Source organism: Phenylobacterium sp. LjRoot219 (assembly GCF_964252995.1).
GTDB lineage: Bacteria > Pseudomonadota > Alphaproteobacteria > Caulobacterales > Caulobacteraceae > Phenylobacterium.
This window is the reverse complement of record NZ_CAXUQI020000002.1, coordinates 428161-447204: the sequence shown is the minus strand read 5'-3', so window position 1 is coordinate 447204 and position 19044 is coordinate 428161. Positions and strand designations below refer to the sequence as shown.

The 19044-nt window shown below is 67.1% G+C and carries 15 protein-coding genes; 6 read left to right on the top strand and 9 right to left on the bottom strand.

Annotated features, from left to right (window positions below; genetic code table 11):
- Positions 1–37: 37 nt before the first annotated feature.
- The 4 genes from ACSQ14_RS20100 to ACSQ14_RS20085 all read right to left on the bottom strand — a co-directional run bounded on the left by ACSQ14_RS20100 (position 38) and on the right by ACSQ14_RS20085 (position 5838).
- On the bottom strand, positions 38–1444 hold the full coding sequence (locus tag ACSQ14_RS20100) for an aromatic ring-hydroxylating oxygenase subunit alpha (protein ID WP_436016016.1): 1407 nt from the start codon (positions 1442–1444) through the stop codon (positions 38–40).
- 96 nt (positions 1445–1540) lie between these two features.
- Complete coding sequence (locus ACSQ14_RS20095) at positions 1541–2374, bottom strand: TauD/TfdA dioxygenase family protein (protein ID WP_436016015.1); 834 nt, start codon at positions 2372–2374, stop codon at positions 1541–1543.
- A gap of 136 nt (positions 2375–2510) precedes the next feature.
- The gene (locus ACSQ14_RS20090; RefSeq protein ID WP_436016014.1) at positions 2511–3878 is read right to left on the bottom strand and encodes an aromatic ring-hydroxylating oxygenase subunit alpha; all 1368 of its coding nucleotides are present in this window, start codon (positions 3876–3878) and stop codon (positions 2511–2513) included.
- 76 nt (positions 3879–3954) lie between these two features.
- Positions 3955–5838 carry a flavin-containing monooxygenase gene (locus ACSQ14_RS20085; protein WP_436016013.1) on the bottom strand — a complete coding sequence of 628 codons (1884 nt, stop codon included), beginning with the start codon at positions 5836–5838 and terminating at the stop codon, positions 3955–3957.
- A 463-nt stretch (positions 5839–6301) separates the two neighbouring features.
- Here ACSQ14_RS20085 and ACSQ14_RS20080 point away from each other — a divergent pair, with 463 nt between their 5' ends.
- A complete protein-coding gene (locus ACSQ14_RS20080; protein ID WP_436016012.1) occupies positions 6302–7144 on the top strand; it encodes a BLUF domain-containing protein in 843 nt (280 codons plus the stop codon).
- Between the two features lie 225 nt (positions 7145–7369).
- Positions 7370–9022, top strand: coding sequence for an ATP-binding protein (locus ACSQ14_RS20075; RefSeq protein WP_436016011.1), 1653 nt, complete (start codon positions 7370–7372; stop codon positions 9020–9022).
- Between the two features lie 12 nt (positions 9023–9034).
- Here the strand turns inward: ACSQ14_RS20075 and ACSQ14_RS20070 are convergent, their stop codons facing one another.
- On the bottom strand, positions 9035–10576 hold the full coding sequence (locus ACSQ14_RS20070; protein ID WP_436016010.1) for a methyl-accepting chemotaxis protein: 1542 nt from the start codon (positions 10574–10576) through the stop codon (positions 9035–9037).
- 436 nt (positions 10577–11012) lie between these two features.
- On the opposite strand from ACSQ14_RS20070, the gene ACSQ14_RS20065 reads away from it, so the two are divergent.
- The 4 genes from ACSQ14_RS20065 to ACSQ14_RS20050 all read left to right on the top strand — a co-directional run bounded on the left by ACSQ14_RS20065 (position 11013) and on the right by ACSQ14_RS20050 (position 13200).
- On the top strand, positions 11013–11807 hold the full coding sequence (locus ACSQ14_RS20065; RefSeq protein ID WP_436016009.1) for a sterol desaturase family protein: 795 nt from the start codon (positions 11013–11015) through the stop codon (positions 11805–11807).
- A 515-nt stretch (positions 11808–12322) separates the two neighbouring features.
- Complete coding sequence (locus tag ACSQ14_RS20060; RefSeq protein WP_436016008.1) at positions 12323–12664, top strand: alcohol dehydrogenase catalytic domain-containing protein; 342 nt, start codon at positions 12323–12325, stop codon at positions 12662–12664.
- A complete protein-coding gene (locus tag ACSQ14_RS20055; protein WP_436016007.1) occupies positions 12664–12873 on the top strand; it encodes a hypothetical protein in 210 nt (69 codons plus the stop codon). The genes ACSQ14_RS20060 and ACSQ14_RS20055 overlap by 1 nt, the downstream gene beginning before the upstream one ends.
- A gap of 183 nt (positions 12874–13056) precedes the next feature.
- Positions 13057–13200, top strand: coding sequence for a hypothetical protein (locus ACSQ14_RS20050; RefSeq protein WP_436016006.1), 144 nt, complete (start codon positions 13057–13059; stop codon positions 13198–13200).
- Positions 13201–13589: 389 nt separating this feature from the next.
- Here the strand turns inward: ACSQ14_RS20050 and ACSQ14_RS20045 are convergent, their stop codons facing one another.
- The 4 genes from ACSQ14_RS20045 to ACSQ14_RS20030 form a co-directional block, all read right to left on the bottom strand.
- Positions 13590–15704 (bottom strand): PQQ-dependent dehydrogenase, methanol/ethanol family, encoded by a 2115-nt coding sequence (locus ACSQ14_RS20045; protein WP_436016005.1) that lies wholly within the window; start codon positions 15702–15704, stop codon positions 13590–13592.
- Between the two features lie 193 nt (positions 15705–15897).
- Positions 15898–16482: a TetR/AcrR family transcriptional regulator gene (locus ACSQ14_RS20040; RefSeq protein WP_436016004.1), complete on the bottom strand. Its 585-nt coding sequence runs from the start codon at positions 16480–16482 to the stop codon at positions 15898–15900.
- 978 nt (positions 16483–17460) lie between these two features.
- Entirely contained in the window at positions 17461–17772 is a 312-nt protein-coding gene (locus tag ACSQ14_RS20035) for a hypothetical protein (protein ID WP_436016003.1), read from the bottom strand.
- A 131-nt stretch (positions 17773–17903) separates the two neighbouring features.
- A complete protein-coding gene (locus tag ACSQ14_RS20030; protein WP_436016002.1) occupies positions 17904–18935 on the bottom strand; it encodes a DUF7064 domain-containing protein in 1032 nt (343 codons plus the stop codon).
- Between the last annotated feature and the right edge of the window lie 109 nt (positions 18936–19044).

Genomic DNA, 19044 nt, shown 5'->3' with positions numbered 1-19044 from the left:
GCCGAGCGCGGGCGCCGTGCGACGCCCGCGGCCAGCATCAGAGGTCGAGGTCGAGGATCGGGCCGTCGAAGTTGCCGCCCAGCTGCTGGTTGGCCCGGGCCAGCTTCGCGGGCGCGACGCCGGCGATGTAGCCGTCGATCAGCCGGTGGTAGTTGCTGATCAGGCCCTCCACCGACTTCGACAGCCGCATGTAATCGAAGCCCTTGGAGTGCAGGCCCTTCTGCTGGATCGGGATGTTCGCGTAGTCCTGCCGCGGGATCTGCGGGAACTCCTGGCTGTCGTATGGCAGCATGGTCGGCTTCGTCGGCGGCGCCGGCTCCTGGCCTTCCGGGAAGTTGGTCAGCGACCAGAGCTCGAAGAGACAGCTCTCCGGCCCCAGCGGCCGGATCCGGTAGGACGACATGCCGGTGAAGAAGGGCAGCAGGAAGTAGTTCGGGTAGATGAACTCGACCGCGTTGAGCGGGTCGGAGACGCAGACCGCGTTGAGGTCGGGAACCTCCTCGCCCTGGGCGCGCAGCTGTTTGCTGATCTGGTCCTGGACCAAGCCGTACCACATCGGCACCGCCTGGGCCGGGTCGTCCGGCAGCTCGACATCGAGCAGCTGCTCGGCGATCGCCAGCTCCTTGGCGTGGACCATGCCGGCCATGCCGGCGCTGAGCAGCTCCATGTGCTCGAACTGCGCGCGGATGTTCTCGCGCACGGTCAGGTGCGGGTTGATCGGCAGGCCGATGCCGCCGGTCTCGTTGCTGTAGCGGGTGTTGTAGAGCTCCGGGACGGCCTGCTGCAGCTGCGGATGGGTCTTCATCACGTGGTAGCCCTCCATGAAGGCCTCCATCGCGGTCTTCCAGTTGGCCGGCAGCACGGTGGCGAACCACCACTCCGCGCGCAGCTTGCTCACGCCGTGGGCCTCGAGCCGGTCGGCCACCGGGCCGATGGAGTCGCGGAACGAGGGCGCGTCGTCGTCGAAGTTGATGAAGGCGCAGCCGCCCCAGGTCTCGACCCGGCAGGGCCGCAGCGCCAGCTCACCCTTGTCCAGCAGCTCCTCGCTGAACAGGTGCCGGCCATAGACGAAGGTGTTCTCGCCATCCATGTTCCACCGCCAGCCGTGGAACGGGCAGATGAAGCCCTTGCCGCTGCAGTTGCCGTGGCCGCCGTCGGCCAGGGGCACGCCGCGGTGGCGGCAGTGGTTGTGGTGGGCCTTCACCCCGTCACGGGTGCGCACGACGATCACCGACATGCCGAGGTTCGAGTATTCGACCCAGTCGCCGACCTCGGGGATCTGCTCCAGCCGGCAGGCCATCTGCCAGACGCGCGGCCACAGGCGTTCGCACTCCAGCTGGTAGAAGGCCTCGTCGTAGTAGCGCCTGGTCGGGATGCGCTCGGGATCGGTGACGCGGAACGGGTTGTCGCTCCGGACCCGCTCGAGGAATTCAATGTCGTCCATGGCACAGTCCATCTCTGCTGAGCCGCCAGGCGGCCGCGGTGTCGCTGGCCGCCGGGCGGCCCGTGAGGCCACGCGCCCGGCGGCGGCTGAGGGGGATCAGACGATCGGTTCTTCGCCGGAGGTCTTGGTGCGGTGGAGCAGGCGGCCGCAATCGGGGTCGTAGGGACGCGCCCGGTGCATGGTGCCGGTGTTGTCCCACATCACCGCGTCGCCGACCTTCCACTCGTGCGAATAGTGGAAGGGCTCGCTGGTGGCCCATTCGCGCAGGCCGTTCAGCAGCCGGGCGCTTTCGGTCCAGTTCATGCCGACCACGTGGTCAGCGGTGGCCCCGAGGACGAGCGACTTGCGGCCCGAGCCATGGCTCCAGACCAGCGGCAGCTCGGTCTCGCCGATCGCCATCATCTCCTCGAGCTTGGCCTGCGCAGGCTCCGGCTCGTAGTAGAAGAGGGTGGTCCAGGCCGAGTGGGCGACGCGCAGGCGTTCGATCTCCGCCTTCTTCGCCGCCGGCAGCTCGTCATAGGCGGCGTAGGTGTTGCAGAACTCGGTGGCGCCGCCCCAGGTCGGCAGGACCTTGCTCGACAGGATGCACGCGCCGATCGGAACCTTGTTCATGGTGCCGTCGATGTGCCAGTAGAGCGAGCCTTTCAGGTACTCAGACTTCTTGTTGACGCGCTGGTCGAGCGAGATGTTGTAGACTTCCTCGCCGTCGATCTCCGGCAGGAACTTGCCCACCATCTTGGTCAGGGCGACCTGCTCGGCGTCGGTGAAGTTGATCTCCGGGAAGATCAGAACGCCGCGCTCTTCCAGCAGCTGGCGCAGGGGCGCGGCCAGATCGCCGCTCATCAGCTCCGCCTTGCTGTTGAGAATTCGACTGCCGATCTTCGGCTTGATCGGCTCGTGCGACAGGCGGACCAGCTCTGCGACGCTCATGGGCGATCTCCTCTGGAGCCGCGTCCCGAGGCTGTTGGCTCGAGGATCAGCGGCTCAATGACTGACGAGATCTAGTTTCTGGGCCGCGGCGGCCGGCCGCTGTGATCTGGCGCAAATGGCGCGAAGTCTTTGCGACCTATTCGATCGGCGTCGGCGCGCCGACGCCCATGTAGCGAGCCAGGTTGCGGTGCAGATTGGTGACCTTCCGCTCCTGGAACGGGTTGGGCAGGGCGCCGCGGAAGCCGCGCGATTCCAGACCCTGCTGCACCGCGACCATGTTGGAGAAGTCCTGGGCAATGACCTTGCGCCAGTTGTCCTCGGTGGCCTCGGCGTGGACCCATTCCGTCGCCGGCGCCTGGCCCTCGGCGAAGCGCTCGATGGCGTAGGCCTCGTAGATGCACTTGCCGGGGTCGCCGCCGTAGGGGCGGGTGCGGTAGCAGAGCGCGAAGGTCGGGCCCTGCAGGATCCCCATGTTGGGGAAGATGTGCCAGGCGAGGCCGGCGTCCGCCATCTGCGCCTCGCTGATCTCGGGCCAGGCGACGCCGATGGCGGCGTAGTCGGCCTTCACCGACTCCAGCCAGTGATGGTGCACCTCCGCGGCCGGCGTGCCCTCCGGCAGCTCGTCCGGCAGGCGGGCGGCGGCGTCGACCATGATCTGCGTGGTGCTGGCGCCCACCGTCTCCCAGAACTCCTTCTGCATCTCGGCCATCATCAGCCGCGCGTCCGCGCCCTTGCCGGTGCGGTGGACGGTGGTGCTGGCGGCGGAGTCGTCCGCCTGCTTGCTGGCGTAGCCGTCGTTGCCGTGCAGGCCCTGGGCTTTGCTCCAGGCGTAGAAGTCGCCGTATTTCAGCAGCTGCGGGTGGGTCGCGGCCACATGGTAGGGCTCCATGAAGGCCTCCAGCGCGACCTTCCAGTTGCAGTCGAAGACCACCCACTGACGGAAGCGGTAGCGCATCTTCTCGAACGCGAACGGATCGAGCAGGCCGGCGGCGGGCTCCAGGTAGTCGCGCAACGGGACGCAGTCCGGATCCATGTTGATCCAGATCCAACCGCCCCAGGTGTCGACCTTCACCGAGGTGAGGCAGGTGCGCGCGTCGGTGAGGACGCCCTGCCAGTCCGTCTTGTCGAGGATGTGGGTGTTGCGGCCCTCCGCATCGAAGGTCCAGCCATGGAAGCCGCAGACGAAGCGGGGCTTTGATCCGCGCGCGCCGTTCCCGCCGGCCGGCGTGTCGACCAGCCGGCGCCCGCGGTGCGGGCAGACGTTGTGGAACGCCGTGATCCGGTCGGGCGCCGCGCGGACGATCAGGATGGAGTCCTTGCCGATCTCGTAGGTGATGTAGTCGCCCACCTCCGGAATGTCCTCGACCCGGCCGGCGTGCTGCCAGACCTTGGCCCAGAGCCGGTCGGCCTCGGCCTCGGCGTATGCGCGCGACACATAGGCCTCCACCGGATAGGCCAGCGGCTCCGACAGGTCGTCGATGGCGAGTTGGGTCGGCTGGTTCACGATCGGCTCCTGGACGGACCGGCGCCGACGGCGGATGAACGCCGGCGCATCGAAGGGGAGGGGGCTTGGGCCCGCTTCAGGCGGGCTCGGATGCGCGGCTGGCGCCGGATGACGCGGATGCGGTCGCCTGACCGGTGGTCAGGGCGAGGCCTTCGAGGTCGCCCCTTGCACGCCACGTCTGCAGCATGTCCTCGAAGTCGTAGAAGCCGGGGCCCCAGGGTTCGCCGAAGATGTGGCGGACCTTGTTCTCATCGCCCTCATTGTTGAAGTAGCTCGGCGTGCATTCCTTCACGAAGGTCGAATTGTCGACCGCGACCGAGCGCAGGCGCTGGATATAGGCGTCCTGGGCGTTCTGGGTCGGCTCCACCCTGACCGCCCCGCGCTTCAGCGCCTCGCTGGCGATGTAGCCGATGTGGCGGCCCTGGGCGATGAAGGTCGCGCTGTTCGTCGCGCTCACGCCGGCCTGGGTAAAGCCGGTGAAGAACAGGTTCGGGAAGTTGTGGGCCATCATGCCTTGGTAGGTCTTGAGGCCCTCGCTCCAGTAATCGTAGATCGACAGCCCGTCGCGGCCTTCGATCGGGCTGATGCCCCAGCGGCGATGCAGCTCGTTGGTGACCTCGTAGCCCGACGCGAAGATCATGCAGTCGATTTCATGTTCGACGCCGTTGGCGACGAAGCCGTTTTCGGTCATCCGCTCGACGCCCTGAGTATCGGACACGTCGATCAGCTTGACGTTCGGGCGGTTGAACGTCGGGTAGTAGTCGTCGTTCGAGCACGGTCGTTTGCACAGGAAGCGGTAGTAGGGCTTCAGCGCCTCGGCGGTGGCCGGATCCTCGACGATCTCGTCGACGCGGCGGCGCAGGCGCTCCATCACGCGATAGTCCATCACCTCGCGCTTCGCCATGAACTCCGCCTGCGAGCCGGGCCAGCCCTGCGCGTCGAATTCCTCCGAGAGGTTTCGGCTGATCTCGGTCCAGATGTCGCGGATCAGGTCCGGTTCGCCGGGGCTGAGCATCTCCATGGCGGCATGGTGGAAGTTCTTGATCCGCTCCTGCTGCCAGCCGGGCTGCAGCGACTTGAACCAGTCGACGTCGGTCGGCTTGTTGTTGCGCAGGTCGACGCTCGAGGGCGTGCGCTGGATGACGTAAAGCTGGCCGGCGTACTTGCCGAGGTGCGGCACGACCTGGATCGCGGTGGCCCCGGTGCCGATGATCGCCACCCGCTTGTCGGCCAGCCGGAAGAGCTCCGGCTTCTTCCATTCGCCGCCGGTGTAGTCGTAGTCCCAGCGGGCGGTGTGGAACATCTTGCCCTTGAAGCTGTCGATGCCGGGGATGCCGGGTAGCTTGGGCTTGTTGAGCGGGCCGTTGGCCATCACCACGAAGCGCGCCTTGATGTCGTCGCCGCGGTTGGTGACGACATGCCAGCGGTTGATCGCGGCGTCCCACTTCAGGGACCGGATCAGCGTGTGGAACAACGCATTTTCGTAGAGGCCGTAGGTCTTGGCGATGATCTGGCAGTGCTGTTGGATCTCGTAGCCGTCGGTGAATTTCTTCGACGGCATGTAGTTGGTTTCTTCGAGCAGCGGCATGTAGCAGTAGGCGTCGTTGTCGCACTGGATGCCGGGATAGCGGTTCCAGTACCAGGTGCCGCCGAAGTCGCCGCCGTGGTCGATGCTGTAGAAGTTGTGCAGCCCGGCCGCCTTGAGCTGGGTGGCGACCATCATGCCGCAATAGCCCGCGCCGAGGATGGCGACGTCGATCTCGCCGGTGATCGCGGCGCGCGGAACGACCGGGTTGTAGGGATCGACCTCGTAGGTCTCGGCCCACTTGCCCGTGGCCTCGATGTACTGCTCGTTGGCCTCCTTGCGGACGCGGCGGTCGCGCTCCTGGCGATAGCGCTCCCGCATGGCCGGGATGTCGATTTCTTCAACGGCAGGCAGATCCGTCTGCGGGCAAGTCATGCCACCCCTCCCAAGCGCCTATGCGGCCTCAGATGTCCGACCGATGTGGTCGACGCCAAACTAGAGCGGCGGAGGTGGGCGGCGTTGACCTCGGTCAACCGCTTCGATGCTGCAGCGGCCTTGGGACAGAGCGTCCGCCTTCGCGCGCCAAGCTCGATTGAGCGTGTCGCGAACTGGGAAAAGTCTGTCGCCGAGCGAAGGGGCGCCCAGCACAGGCGCGACCTCGCTCCGCGACTTGGGCGGCGAAGGCGTGGCCGCACGCCTAAGTAGTTGTGGCGGCGGAAACTGGCCGGGGAGCGAGAAACACTACCGTGCTGCGCTCTCGACATTATCGCGGACGGATGAAAATAGATGGTGGCGAGCGCTCGCAAATCTCCACCTTGAGTGCTCAAGAAGAACCGCGCCCCATCTTGGGGCGAACATGAATTGCACCCTGGGTGTAAATTGAAATGCTTGAGGCGTAATGTCCTTCCGTTCGCTAATGCTGACCGGTGAACAGATCCGCGCGGCCCGCGCGCTGGCTCGGATTGAGCAGACGGAGCTCGCCCAGCGGGCCGGCCTCAGCCTGGAGACAATCAAGCGGCTGGAGCGAATTCGCGGTCCCGTCGATGCCAACATTCGGACCTTGGAGGCGATCGTCACCGCCTGCCGGGAGCTCGGGGTGATGTTCGATGGCTGCGTGGACGGCGCCATCGGCGTCTGCCGGGCGGCCGCCAGCTCGGAACTGCGGCGAACGCCCCCGAAAGCGACTGCCGCCATGCGGCCCGAAGGCGGACGCCGCGGCCGTGCCCGGTCTCTTTTCCGGCTGGTCTATCACAGCGTGAGCCGAACACAGACGGGCGCGTCTACACGGCAGGCGCTCGACCACATCAATCGCGCCGCGACGCAGCGAAACGCCGCACTCGGCGTGTCAGGAGCGTTGTTGGCGTGCGGCGGCCGCTTCTTGCAGGTCCTGGAGGGACCTAAGGAGGCTGTGCAACTCGTGTTCGGTGCGATTTCGGTCGATGCTCGTCACTCAGACATGCACATTTTGGATCATCGCGAGGTCAGCGGGCGTCAGTTCAGCGACTGGACCCTTTGCTGCGGCCTATTCGCTCGTGACAGCACTATCCTGACCCGTGAACCCGCGATGGAAGCGGGCTTCCGTCCCGAGCTCTTAAGCCCCGCCGCGGCGTTGGGTCTGCTGGCGACCATGCGGGATCTTCAGTGCGCACCGCCGCGGATCGAGCGTGGTGAGATCAGCGAATGCAACCTGGCGGGCGAATGCCTCGACCGCAGCTGCGCGGGGACTGCGCGCTCGCTCTAGCGGTCGACGTCATGGCGCGCGGCAAGCTGTCGCACCCTGCCAATCGCACCCCCTCAGGTGCAAGCGCTGGCGCCTGGGGCGGTGTCGGAGGCCCGCGGAGCGCACCTCTGTCCCCTCCAGGCGCCCCGACCGCAGCCATTTTCCTAGATCGACCGGATGGTGGGCGATGGGGCACTCCGACCTGCGTGGACGGAGTCGCCGTCGCGGGGAACGGGACCGATCAGCTTGCACAAGAACCTGTCGAAACGCCCCAGGCGGCGACCCGTGCTTCGTCCCGCGCTGCTCCGCAAGGCGGGGCTCACGGAAAGGACCCAGGACGTGCTGGCCGCGATCCTGAACATCGCCACGGACGGGATCGTGGTTTGTGACGCGGGAATGCAGATCATCGTCTTCAGCCCGGGCGCGGAGGCGATGTTCGGCTACCAGGCGGACGAGATCATCGGGAGGTCGATCGAAACGCTGATCCCGCAGGCGAGGCGCGCCTTGCACCGCGAGCACGTCGAAAGATTTGCCGACGGAGCGCCCCTAAGCCGCGGCATGAGCGAACGCGGTGACATCGCCGGCATGCGCAAGAACGGCGAAGTTTTTCCCGTGGAGGTCGGCCTGTCGAAGCTGGCCACCAGCAAGGGCCAGATCTTCACCGCCATCCTGCACGATATCTCGCATCGTCGGCAGACGCAGGAGGCGCTTGAGACGGCTGCGACCGAGGCGCGCGCCGCCAGCGCCGCCAAGAGCGCCTTCCTGGCGACGATGGGGCACGAAATCCGCACCCCGCTGAACGGGGTGATCGGAATGGCGCAGGCCATGGCCAACGACGATCTGCCGCCGCGGCAGCGGGAGCGGCTCGATGTGATCCGCGAGGCGGGCGACAACCTGCTCCTCATGCTCAATGACCTGCTGGACCTCTCGAAGATCGAAGCCGGCAAGCTGCAGTTGGAAGAGGCCGAATTCGATCTCGAGGAGCTCGTCGCCGGAGCCCACGCCACGTTCCTGGCGATCGCCAACGCCAAGGGGCTGGAGTTCACCGTCGACCTCAAGCCGTCGGTCCTGAAGACCTATCGCGGGGACCCGCTCCGCATCCGGCAGATCCTGCACAACCTGGTCTCCAACGCCGTGAAATTCACGGATAGTGGGCGCGTAGCGTTACGCGTCAGCCCTCGGTCGGGCGGCCTTTGCTTCGTCGTCGCCGACACCGGCGTAGGCATCGAGGCCGCCGCCATGGCGCGCCTCTTCGGCAAGTTCGAACAGGCTGAACTCACCACCACGCGCCGTTTCGGCGGAACCGGCCTGGGGCTCGCCATCTGCCGCAACCTGGCGGACATGATGGGCGGCTCGATCACGGTGCGCAGCGCCCCGGGGCGCGGCTCGACCTTCCTCGTGCGTCTGCCGGTGACCGAAGCGGCCCCTGTCGCGCGCCGTCGCCGCGAGACCTGCGCGACGGTTCGGGCGCAACCGTCCGACCGCAGCCTGCGGATCCTGGTGGCCGAGGACAACCGGCAGAACCAACTGGTGCTGAGTACCCTCCTGGAGCAGTTCGGCGTCAGGCCGACGATCGTCGGCGACGGTCGAACCGCCGTGGAGGCCTGGGAGCGCGAACCCTGGGACCTGATCTTGATGGACGTGCAGATGCCGGTGATGGACGGACCCACCGCCACCGGCGTGATCCGCGGTCGCGAGGCGGCGGAGAAGTTGCCGCGGACGCGCATCGTCGGGCTGACCGCCAACGTCATGGCGCATCAGATTGCTGAGTATCGGTGCGCCGGCATGGACGATGTGCTGCCGAAGCCGCTCGAACTGCCGATGCTCCTGGCTGCGCTGGACGCAGCCGCTGGCGCCGCCGCGCCCGTCGGGCAGCTGGACGTCGTCGACTGCGCCTGACAGCCCGCCCGATCAGCTGCGGTGCACGACGCGGAGTTGGCCGTGAAGCGCCGCATCCGCGGCCTGCCCGCGGTTCGGCCGCGCGACGGCCAGCCCGGCCTGGGAGCCTGGCGCCTTGGTCCGGAAGCGGGCCACCTCTGCGTCCAGGGCCAGGATCTCGTGGCTGAGCGACTGGGCGGCGGCGGCGGCCTCCTCAACCATGGCGGCGTTTTGCTGGGTGATCTGGTCCATCTGCGCCGCGGCCGAATTCACCTGGGAAAGGCCGGCGGCCTGCTGCTGCGCCGAGGCGGCGATCTCGGTGATCAGCCCATTCATTTGGTTCGCCCCGCCGGCGATCCGCGAGAGCGCCTCGCCCGACTGGCGGACCAGCAGGACGCCGCCGTCGACATGATCCGTGCTGACCTTGATCAGCGCCTCGATCTCCTTGGCCGCTTCGGCGGATCGTTGGGCGAGCGCGCGCACTTCGCTGGCGACCACCGCGAAGCCTTTGCCGGCCTCTCCGGCGCGCGCCGCTTCCACGCCGGCGTTCAGCGCGAGCAGATTGGTCTGGAAGGCGATCTCGTCGATGACGTCGATGATCTCGCCGATCTTGCGGGACGACTGCTCGATCCGCTCCATCGCCGCGACCGCCTGCAGAACGATCTCACGCCCCGTGCCGGCGTCCTGGTCGACCGTCCTGGCCAGGTCGCCGGAGGTCGTCGCGCCTTTCGCCGAACTCGCCACGGCGGCGGTGATCTCGCTTAGCGAAGCCGCCGTCTCCTCGAGGGCGGCGGCCTGCTGCTCCGTCCGGCGGGAAAGGTCGCCGGCTGCGCGGGCTATGTCGTCGGCGCTGGACCGGATGGCGTCGATGTTGCCGACGACGGCGACCATGGCGGCCTCGAGCCCGGTCGTCGCCGCGTTGAAATCGTCGCGAAGCCGGACGAACGCGTCGGGAACTTCGTCCGCGATCCGCACTGTCAGGTCGCCTTGGGCCAGCTTCGCGAGCGCCGCCCCGAAGACGTTGACGACCTCATCCTGCAGCATGCGGGTGGCCTCGGCCTCGGAGGCCTTGCGCGCCTCCTCCGCGGCTTCGATGTAGACGCTGATCGCGAAGTCCATGTCGAGCAGGGTGGCCTTCAGGAGCGCGCCGACCTTGCGAGCCAGCTCCGGATCGCTCGGCGTCTTGCCGAAGCCGCGCTTGGGCTGGCGCTCGACGAGGATGGCGTTCACCAGCTGTTCGAGCACTAGGGCGTAGCCGCCGATGTACCAGCGCGGCTCCAGCCCGATCCGCGCATGAATGAGGCCCACCGTGCGGACGGCGTCCACGTAGGACTGGGAGAACTCGGCGGCGGAGATCAGGTCCCAGTGGCGAAGCTGGCGCGACGCCGCGCCATCGATGTGCGCTTGGCTGGAGAAGAAGCGGCTGGTTTCCGGGGTCTCCTTCACCCGCCGATAGAACTGATCGAGCGCCTTCGGCAGCTCGCGCTTGATCAGGGGCGCCAGGCTCATCAAGGCGCGCCGATCCGCCTCCTCGAAGCCCATGAAGCTCAGACGATCGCCCGTGCCCGATTCCATTCTAATCCCCGCTGCATTGTGAGCGGACACTGCTGCAATGATCCTTAATCAGACATTTATTGTGGGCGGAATTCTTTGATGTAGGCGAACCGAATACAGTTGTTTTTATTTGGAAACTTATAGAGTTGTTGCACTTGGGGCGTAATTCGTTGCGCCTGCGGAGGCTGTTGTTGCGCCGCCGGTCTCAAGGTTCAATTTCGTCGCGTCGAAGGCCCGGGGAGGCATGGCCGATGGCGAAAGCGCTCGTCCTCTCGACGGCGGACGCTTCGGGAGACATCGCTACGGCCGGGCGCTGACATATCGTGTGCGCCGCCCCACCAGCGCCGGAATGACGCGGGCGCGCGATGCACGCTTGCCGACTGGGCGGTCGGTAAGCTAGATATATTCGAAATTCAAAGCGCCCTCGGCGCGGACTGGCAAGGATCCGCCTCCGCTAATGGACAAGCTGCACAGCTTCATCGTCGGCTTCGACCCGCTCAGCCTGTGGCTGGCGGCCTTCCTCGTGAGCGGCCTGGCGGCGGGGATCTTCACCGGCTACCTGCGCGCCCGGAAGATCCAGCCCAACGGCTTCCGCTGGCGCATCTTCCGCAACGAGATCTTCTTCGCGGTGGTGAACGTCGCCGCCTCCGGGGTGCTGATCGGCGGAACGACGACCTTCCTGCGCGAGCACGGCTTCATCACCTTCAACACCGCGCCGGCCAGCTGGTGGGTGATCGCCGCGGAGTTCGCGCTCTATTTCTTCGCCTTCGACACCTATTTCTACTGGCTGCACCGCCTGATGCACATCGAGCCGGTCTACACCTGGGTGCACAAGATCCATCACCGCTCGATCTCGCCGAACCCGCTGACGACCTTGTCGGTCAATCCGCTGGAATCGCTGATCAACGGCGGGTTCGTGCCGCTGTTCACGGCGGCGCTGACGCTGCACAACGAGACGATGCTGCTGATCGCGCCGTTCAACATCATCATGGGCCTCTACGTCCATTCCGGATTCGAGTTCTTCCCGAAGTGGTGGAACCGCAGCTGGGCCACCAAGTGGTTCATCACCGCCACCTTCCACGACCAGCATCACCGCTATTTCAAGGGCAACTACGGCGGCTACACCACCATCTGGGATCGGATCTGCGGCACCGTCCGGCCGACTTTCGAGACCGACTTCGCGAAGGTCACCAGCCGGCCGATCAAGCCGCTGCGGCTGGCTACGAAGCCGAAGGGTCCGGTCGAGGCCTAGCCGCGGGGGCGGGCTGGCCGGGCGGGGCGTCCGCCGGCTCGGCGAAGAAGCCCGCGCGGGCCTCGGGCGCCGCGGCGTTGGCCGCGGCCTCGCCGTCCGCCGCGTCCGGCGCCGCGAACGCAGGGGCCCGGCGGCGGGCCAACTCCCAGCAGGCTCGGCACATCGCGGGCTGAGCTCCTCCACAGCGCCGAAAGCAAACGTCCCTCGAGGGACGCATTGTCCAGGGCGAGGCGTCAGCTAGACACGCCCGAATAGAGAAATCAACGCGCCGTGGCGGCGAAACCTTGGCCACGTTGCGGATGCAACATCTGTTGTACTGAAGATAAAACACCTGTCGTCCGCCCGGCGCCGTTGACGTCGCGCCGCGCCCATGCGCCGAATTCCCCGCGAATACCTCGCCGCAACAGACGGCGCGCCAGGGAGGTCGAGATTTCATGAAGGCGTGGTTGTTCACCGGCGCGCACTAGCCGCTGCAGTTCATCGAGCGCGAGACGCCGCGGCCGGGGCCGGGGCAGGTGGTGCTGGAGGTCCGCGCCGCCGGGCTTTGCCACAGCGACGTCGGGTTCCTCGACGGAACCATCACCGGCATGTTGCCGAAGGCGCCGCCGATCATCCTCGGCCACGAGGTGGCCGGCGTCGTCGCCGCCATCGGACCGGACGTCGCCGGCCTGAAGCTCGGCGACCGGGTCGTCGCCGCCGGCACGGAGGAGTTCTCGCCCGGCTGGTCGGCGGACGGCGGCTACGCCACCCACTGCCTGCTGCTGGCCGCCGGGCTGATCCCGCTGGCCGGAGGCGGTGAGCTTCGTGCAGGGCGCGGCGGCGACCGACGCCCGGGCAGACCTCCTACGGCGCGGTGATGGGCGCCGGCGAGCTGCGTCCTGGCCAACGCGTCGGCATCGTCGGCCTGGGCGGACTGGGGATGACCGGCGCGCGGATCGCCATGCTCAACGGCGGCCAGGTCTATGCGGCCGAGTCGCGACGGGAGGCCTGGGAGACGGCCAAGGCGCTAGGCGTCATCGAGGTGGTCGACGATGTCCGGGCGCTGGCGCCTTACAATCCGATCTGATCGTCGATTTCGCCGGCTTCGGGACGACCACGGCCGGGGCGATCAGCGCGGTGCGGATGGGCGGCCTGGTGGTTCAGGTCGGGCTCGGGGTGACCGAAAGCGGCGATCTCCACCGCTGAACTGGTCGGCAAGTTCGTCACCCTGCGCGGCTCGCGGGGCGGCCGGCCGGGCGACACCGCCGCCGTGCTGCGCCACATGGACAAGGGCGAGCTGGTCATCAAGGCCGAGACGATCGCCTTCGACGAAATCCCGCGCGGACTCGAACGGCTGGAGAAGGGCGGCGTCATCGGCCGGCTGGTGGCGGAGCCGAACGAACGCGGCGACTGATAAGAGGGGGGCGAGCTGCGGGGCAGGGACGGCGCCGCGCCGGCGGCGGGCGGCGCCGGCGCATCCACGAGCGCGTCCATCCTGGGTGAGGGAGGTCGCCTTAGAAGCCGCCGGCGATGGTCAGGACGGGCACCATGGCCAGCGCCGTGAACATGGTCATCGCGATCCGGTCGAGCAGTTGATTGAACGCCATGATGTTCTCCAATCGGTCTTTCGGGCGGACGATGACAAGTTATTCGTCAGGTCGTCGCCGTTGATTGGAGAATATTCGCTCGCGGAACGCCGTTCAAATTAAGGCTGAGTAATTCGATTAAGCTTGCGTAATATTACAGCGCCTTAATCCAGGACCGGCCGCGTCGCAAAAGCGACGCGGCCGGCATGGCTTGGCGCTACATGCCGCCGGGGAGCGGCGCGCTTTTCGGCGGGCTGGCGGCCGGGGTTCCAGCCTTCAGCGCCGCCAGCTCCGCCGGAACCTGCTGGGCGCGGACCCGCAGGTAGTAGCGGATGCTTTCCACCTGCGCGTCGCTGAGCTGCGGCGACGGCGGCATGCCCGCGGGCTTCAGCGCGCCGTCCTTCACGATCGCCCGGAACGCTTCCGGATCGAGGATGACCGGCGAGAAGCGCAGGTCGGGGGCCGCGCCGCCGCCGATCGCGTTCATCCCGTGGCAGACCAGGCAGGCGTTGGTCCCGAAGGCCATCGCCCCGGCCATCGCCTTCGCGGGCTCCGGCTTGAAGCCCGGGTCGGCCGGCGGCTCCAGCGGCGGCATGTCGAACTTTGGCAGGCTGTCCTTGCCGTCGATGGCGAAGGTCAGCACCCGCCGCGGCAGGCGGTAGTCGGTGCGATAGGCGGCGTTGCCGGTCGCCAGAATGCCGCCGCCCTGCGAGCCGGAGCCGGTCAGCACGGTGACGTACTGCTTGCCCTTCACCCGGTAGGAGATCGGCGGGGCGACGACCGGGGAGTCGGTTTTGAACGACCAGACCACCTTGCCGGTCTCGGCGTCGCGGGCGACGAACTGGCCGTCGATCTGGCCCTGGAAGACCAGGTCGCCGGCGGTCGCCAGCACCCCGCCCGGCCAGGCGCCGGGCAGCTCGGCGCTCCACGCCTGCTTCTGGGTCGCCGGGTCGATCGCCTTCAGGAAGCTCTTGCGGCTGCCGGGCAAGTCGGCGTCGCCGATCAGGGTCACGCCCATGCCGGCGGAGAAGCCGGTCGCGCCGGGCGGCAGCGGGCCGATCATCGCGCCCATCTCCATCACCGGGATGTAGACCAGGCCGGTCTTCGGGCTGAACGCCTGCGGCAGCCAGCTGTGCGCGCCCTGCGGCCCGGGCCACAGCTCGAACATGCCCTTGCCCTGGTAGCGGATGCCGGGGTTCTCCACCGGGCGGCCGGTCTTCTGGTCGATCCGCTCGGCCCAGGTGACCTTGGCGAACTTCTCGGCGGAGATGAACTGGCCGGTCCTGCGGTCCAGGACGTAGAGGAAGCCGTTCTTCGGCGCGTGGATCAGCACCTTGCGCGGCTTGCCGTCGATCTTGATGTCGGCGAGCGTCATGTCCATCACCGCCGTGCAGTCCCACTGCTCGGCCGGGCAGACCTGATAGTGCCAGACGTAGTCGCCGGTGTCGGCGTTGACCGCGACGATCGAGGCGAGGAACAGGTTGTCGCCGCCGCCCGGGCTGCGGAGCTGCTGGTTGTACGGGAAGCCGTTGCCGACCCCGAGGTAGATCAGGTTGAGCTCCGGATCGTAGCTGAAGGCGTTCCAGGCGGTGCCGCCGCCGCCCTTGCCGAACCAGTCGCCCTTCCAGGTCGGGCGCATCACCTCTTCGGCCTTGTTCGCCGCCGGCTTCGAAGGGTCGCCGGGCACCGTGTAGAAGCGCCACAGCTGTTTGCCGGTCATCGCGTCATAGGCGGTGACGTAGCCGCGGATCGGGCTGATGTCGGCGCCGCCGTGGCCGATGATCACCTTGCCGTCGAATACCCGCGGCGCGCCGTTGCTGTTGCGGATCTCGTTCAGCTCGAACTGCCGCTGCTCCCAGACCTGCTTGCCGGTGTTGGCGTCGATGCCGATCACCCGGCCGTCGGTGGTGGCGATGATCACCCGGCCGTTCCAGTAGGCCAGGCCCTTGTTGCCCCAGCTCATGTGCAGGCTGGACTGGGCGATCTCGCGGGTCTTGGCGTCGAACTCCCAGAGCAGCTTGCCGGTGTCCGCCTCGAAGGCGCGGATCATCGAATGGCCGGAGGTGACGAACAGCTTGCCGTCGGCCTCGACCGGGGCCGACACGGTGAAGCCCGGCTCCAGGTCGTAGTGCCAGGCGAGCTTCAGCTTATCGACGGTCTTCAGGCTGATCTGCGTGAGCGGGCTGTAGTGCTGCTCAGCGCCGTCACGGCCGAAGTTCGGCCAGTCGTCGCCGCCCTTGCCGCCCGCGCCTTGGCAGCCGGCCAGCACCAGGGTCGCCGCCAGCGCCGGCGCGCAGATCCACGCGGCCCTTTTCCAGAACGTCCCGATCACCAAAGTCCCTCCCGTCGTTCTCTTCGGTCTTGTCGCCGCCGTGCGCCCTCGGCGGCGGCGGCGCGCCCACGCAGCGCCGCTTCCGCGGCTGACGCATGGGGCCTCACGCCGCTTGTAGAGGCTCCGCGCGACGCCGCCTACTGAACGATTGTCAAAATCTGCGCAAGCCCGTTGCGGGGGGGGGGGGGGGCGCTTAGGTCGACCCGGTGTCGAGAACCCGCAGGAAGGAGTCGACCAGCGTCTCCAGCTCCTCGTGGCCGGAGGTGACGCCGAGCGCGGTCTCCAGCATCAGCGAGCGCGAGAGGCTGGAGACCAGCAGCGAGATCACCACCGGCGGGATCTGCGGCTCGACCCCGCGGGCCTGCAGATGGCGGGCGATGGCCTCGACCTGTACCTGGCGCAGGCGCTCGGCGAAGTCGCCGATCGCCTTGCGGATCACCTCGTGATGGTTGGCCATCACCATGAACTCGAGGATGAAGCGGGTGTCGGTGGAATCGATGCTGTAGCGCCACAGCGCCCGCAGCGGCGCGTCCGACTCCAGGGCGGCGTTCATCTGTTCGAGCTGCCGTTCGGCGCCGCGCTCGAAGACCTCGAGGAACAGGTCGTCCAGCGAATTGAAGTAATAGTAGATGAGCTGGAACTTCACCCCGGCCTTGTCAGCCAGACGGCGCGCGGTGATGGCCGCATAGCCTTCTTCGACGATCAGCTGCTCCGCCGCGTCGATCATCGCCGCGCGGGTCGCCGACCCTTCCGTTCCCAGCTTCTTGGGAGCCCCCATGTCGCACTCCGGCGCCGCAGTCGAGCCTTGGGCTTACACCGGCCGGTCGCAGGCGTCGACGGGGGCGGTTGGGGGCCTGCACCTGTCACCGAGCGTCGATCGAGTGAGCGAAAGAAACGATCGGAGTACTTCACGCCATTTAAGTGGAGGCGGGCCGCCGCACACCGCCGATCAAGAGGGCGACGAAGAGGTCTATAGAGACGGAAACGGGCCGGTCAGCGAATGTCGCCCATCTTCCGTGCTTAACCAGCATCTCACCACTGACGAGCAAGCGGATCAAACGTAGAGGGCGACCGGCGAGCAAATACCTGCAGCCCGTGCGCTGCGTAACCGGCGGATTGCCTAGCCGACGCCAGCTGAACATACGAGCCCAAACAAGCCCATAAGCTTGGGTCTGAAGTTTTTCTCTAGCGCTCGTCGTAAATTCGTGGAATAAAGCGACATCTAATATCGATTTTGGCCGAGCTTCTCTCTGCGATTTTTCCTCAGATCGAGCCTGAGCCAACCGATAATTTTCTTTGAAAATTTGGTTTTTCGCCCTGAACTGGGCGCGAAAACTTGACTGCGCGCGCCGCGAACCCTCAGCGGCCACCTCGCAGCAATCTGCGCGGCCGCCTTCTCGCCCGTGGCCATCTCCGCTCGCCTGAACGCGCCATCCGGCGCCCCTACACCTCGGAGCAACAATGTCCTTCACGACCATCACTCGCCGTCGCACGCGGCCTACGGCCGGCGCGCCCACCCATCGTCTCGCGGTTTCGCCCGCGAAAACGGTGTCTCGCCCGATCTTGCACCTAAAATCGCCGACAGCGACGTAGCGTCTGCAGGCAGCGACGCTCCTGCGCGGCGTGATTGGAGTGCACCCTCCACTTGGAGTTTGCTGGAGGAAGTCTCTACCGAAACTTGTCTATGGGCGGGAAATGCTCGCGTCTGATTTGCGATTCGCGATTGTCCTTAAGTAAATTTATCATGACCGCCGCGTCATTCATGATAAGGAAGCCCATGAGAAGCAATCCGGCGAGAGTTATCTTTACCGTAACAAGAGACCGTGATCTGTGGGCGGTAGAGCATCAGGGCGAATATTTTGACCACGCCGCAGACAAGAACGAGGTCAAGGCTTCCGCTCATAAACGAGCCAGATGCGCCCAGGATTCCGGCCACGCTTGTCAGGTGATCGTGAGCGGAGAAGCAAGCTTCTTGCGCTAATTCACGCTTCCCGATCCCGCCGAGATCGCGGCGACGGCCGTCGGGACGGTGAAAAGCCGGGTCAGCCGCGCTCACGCGGCCCTGCATTCAATCCTCGAAAGCGGCGCCTTCCGCCGCGACAGGGCCCCGTCGCATGAGGCCATGGCGGCCATCATGGCGGAGGCGCCAAGTCGCTGAGCGTCGCGAGCGCAGAATGCGATCCCCCGCGCGCGCCGCCCCTAGCCGGTCATCTTCTCCGGCAGGGTCGAGCGTTCGAGCATGCCGAAGGTCTCCTCGCCGTCCCAGCGGTAACGGGCGTGGGCCTGCTGCACGATCGGGAAGCTTGCCGGGAGGATCTTGTCCGACAGCGAGCGGGTATTGGCGAAGGTCTGGCCTTCGATGGTGATGGTCTCGCCGTCGGCGGTCTCCAGCACCAGGGTCGCGTCGTCGTCGCGCGGGGCCAGCTTGGTCAGCCACGGCGCCTGGACGACCCGGGCGGGCTTCAGCGCGCCGTCGCCGCCGAAGACGTAGCCCTCGTTGTAGCTCGGCTGCCCGTCGTCGCGCGGCGGGTAGTTGTTGCAGCCGAACGCCTTGCCGCTGGGGAACAGCGCCGACTGCCAGCAATGGCCCCAGAAGCCTTCGAACTTGCGCGGTCCCTGGCGGCGGATGCGCAGGCCGTTGGCGGCGACGTCGAGGCGCGCCTCGCCGACCCGCATCGCGCCGGTGGCGCGGAACAACTGCTCGTAGCGCGGGCTCATGAACTCGCCCTGCTCGCCCTTCAGGGCGTCGCCAGCCTCGGCCAGCAGCGAGCCGGGCGCCCACGGCGGCGCGGCCATGGTCATCTCGAGGGTGAATTCGAGGTCGGTCATCGGCAGCTCCGCCGGCAGCGAGCCCTTCATCAGGTCCGTCGTCGTGGTCTCCCGCGCCTGGCCGGCGAACGCCACGGTCCAGCGGCGGAACGGCTCGACGCAGCGGAACTGCAGCGGCCCGGCGCCGAGGATGGTCGGCCGGCCCTCGGGACCGATCGCCGGGCGGACCGGGAAATAGTCGCGCACGCTCAGCACCCGCCCGTCGGCGAAGGCGAGGTCCAGCCAGATCTGGTGCTGGTCCCAGTCCGGCGACACGGCTTCGACGCCGATGCGCATGCCGAACGCGCCGTCGGCGGCTTCCAGCCAGACGTTGACCGCGTCGCGGATCCCCGGGGTCTCGGGGCATTCGGCGAAGACGTACTCGCGCTCGGGGTTGATGCCGCCGGTAAGGTCGATGGCCACGGACGGACCTCCCTGTTCGCTTCGTTGGCGCCGAGCATCGCCCGGCGCGGGCGCGGCGCCAAATGCAGCGATTTCGCCAGTCGGGCCGCACTTCCGCGAACCGGACACG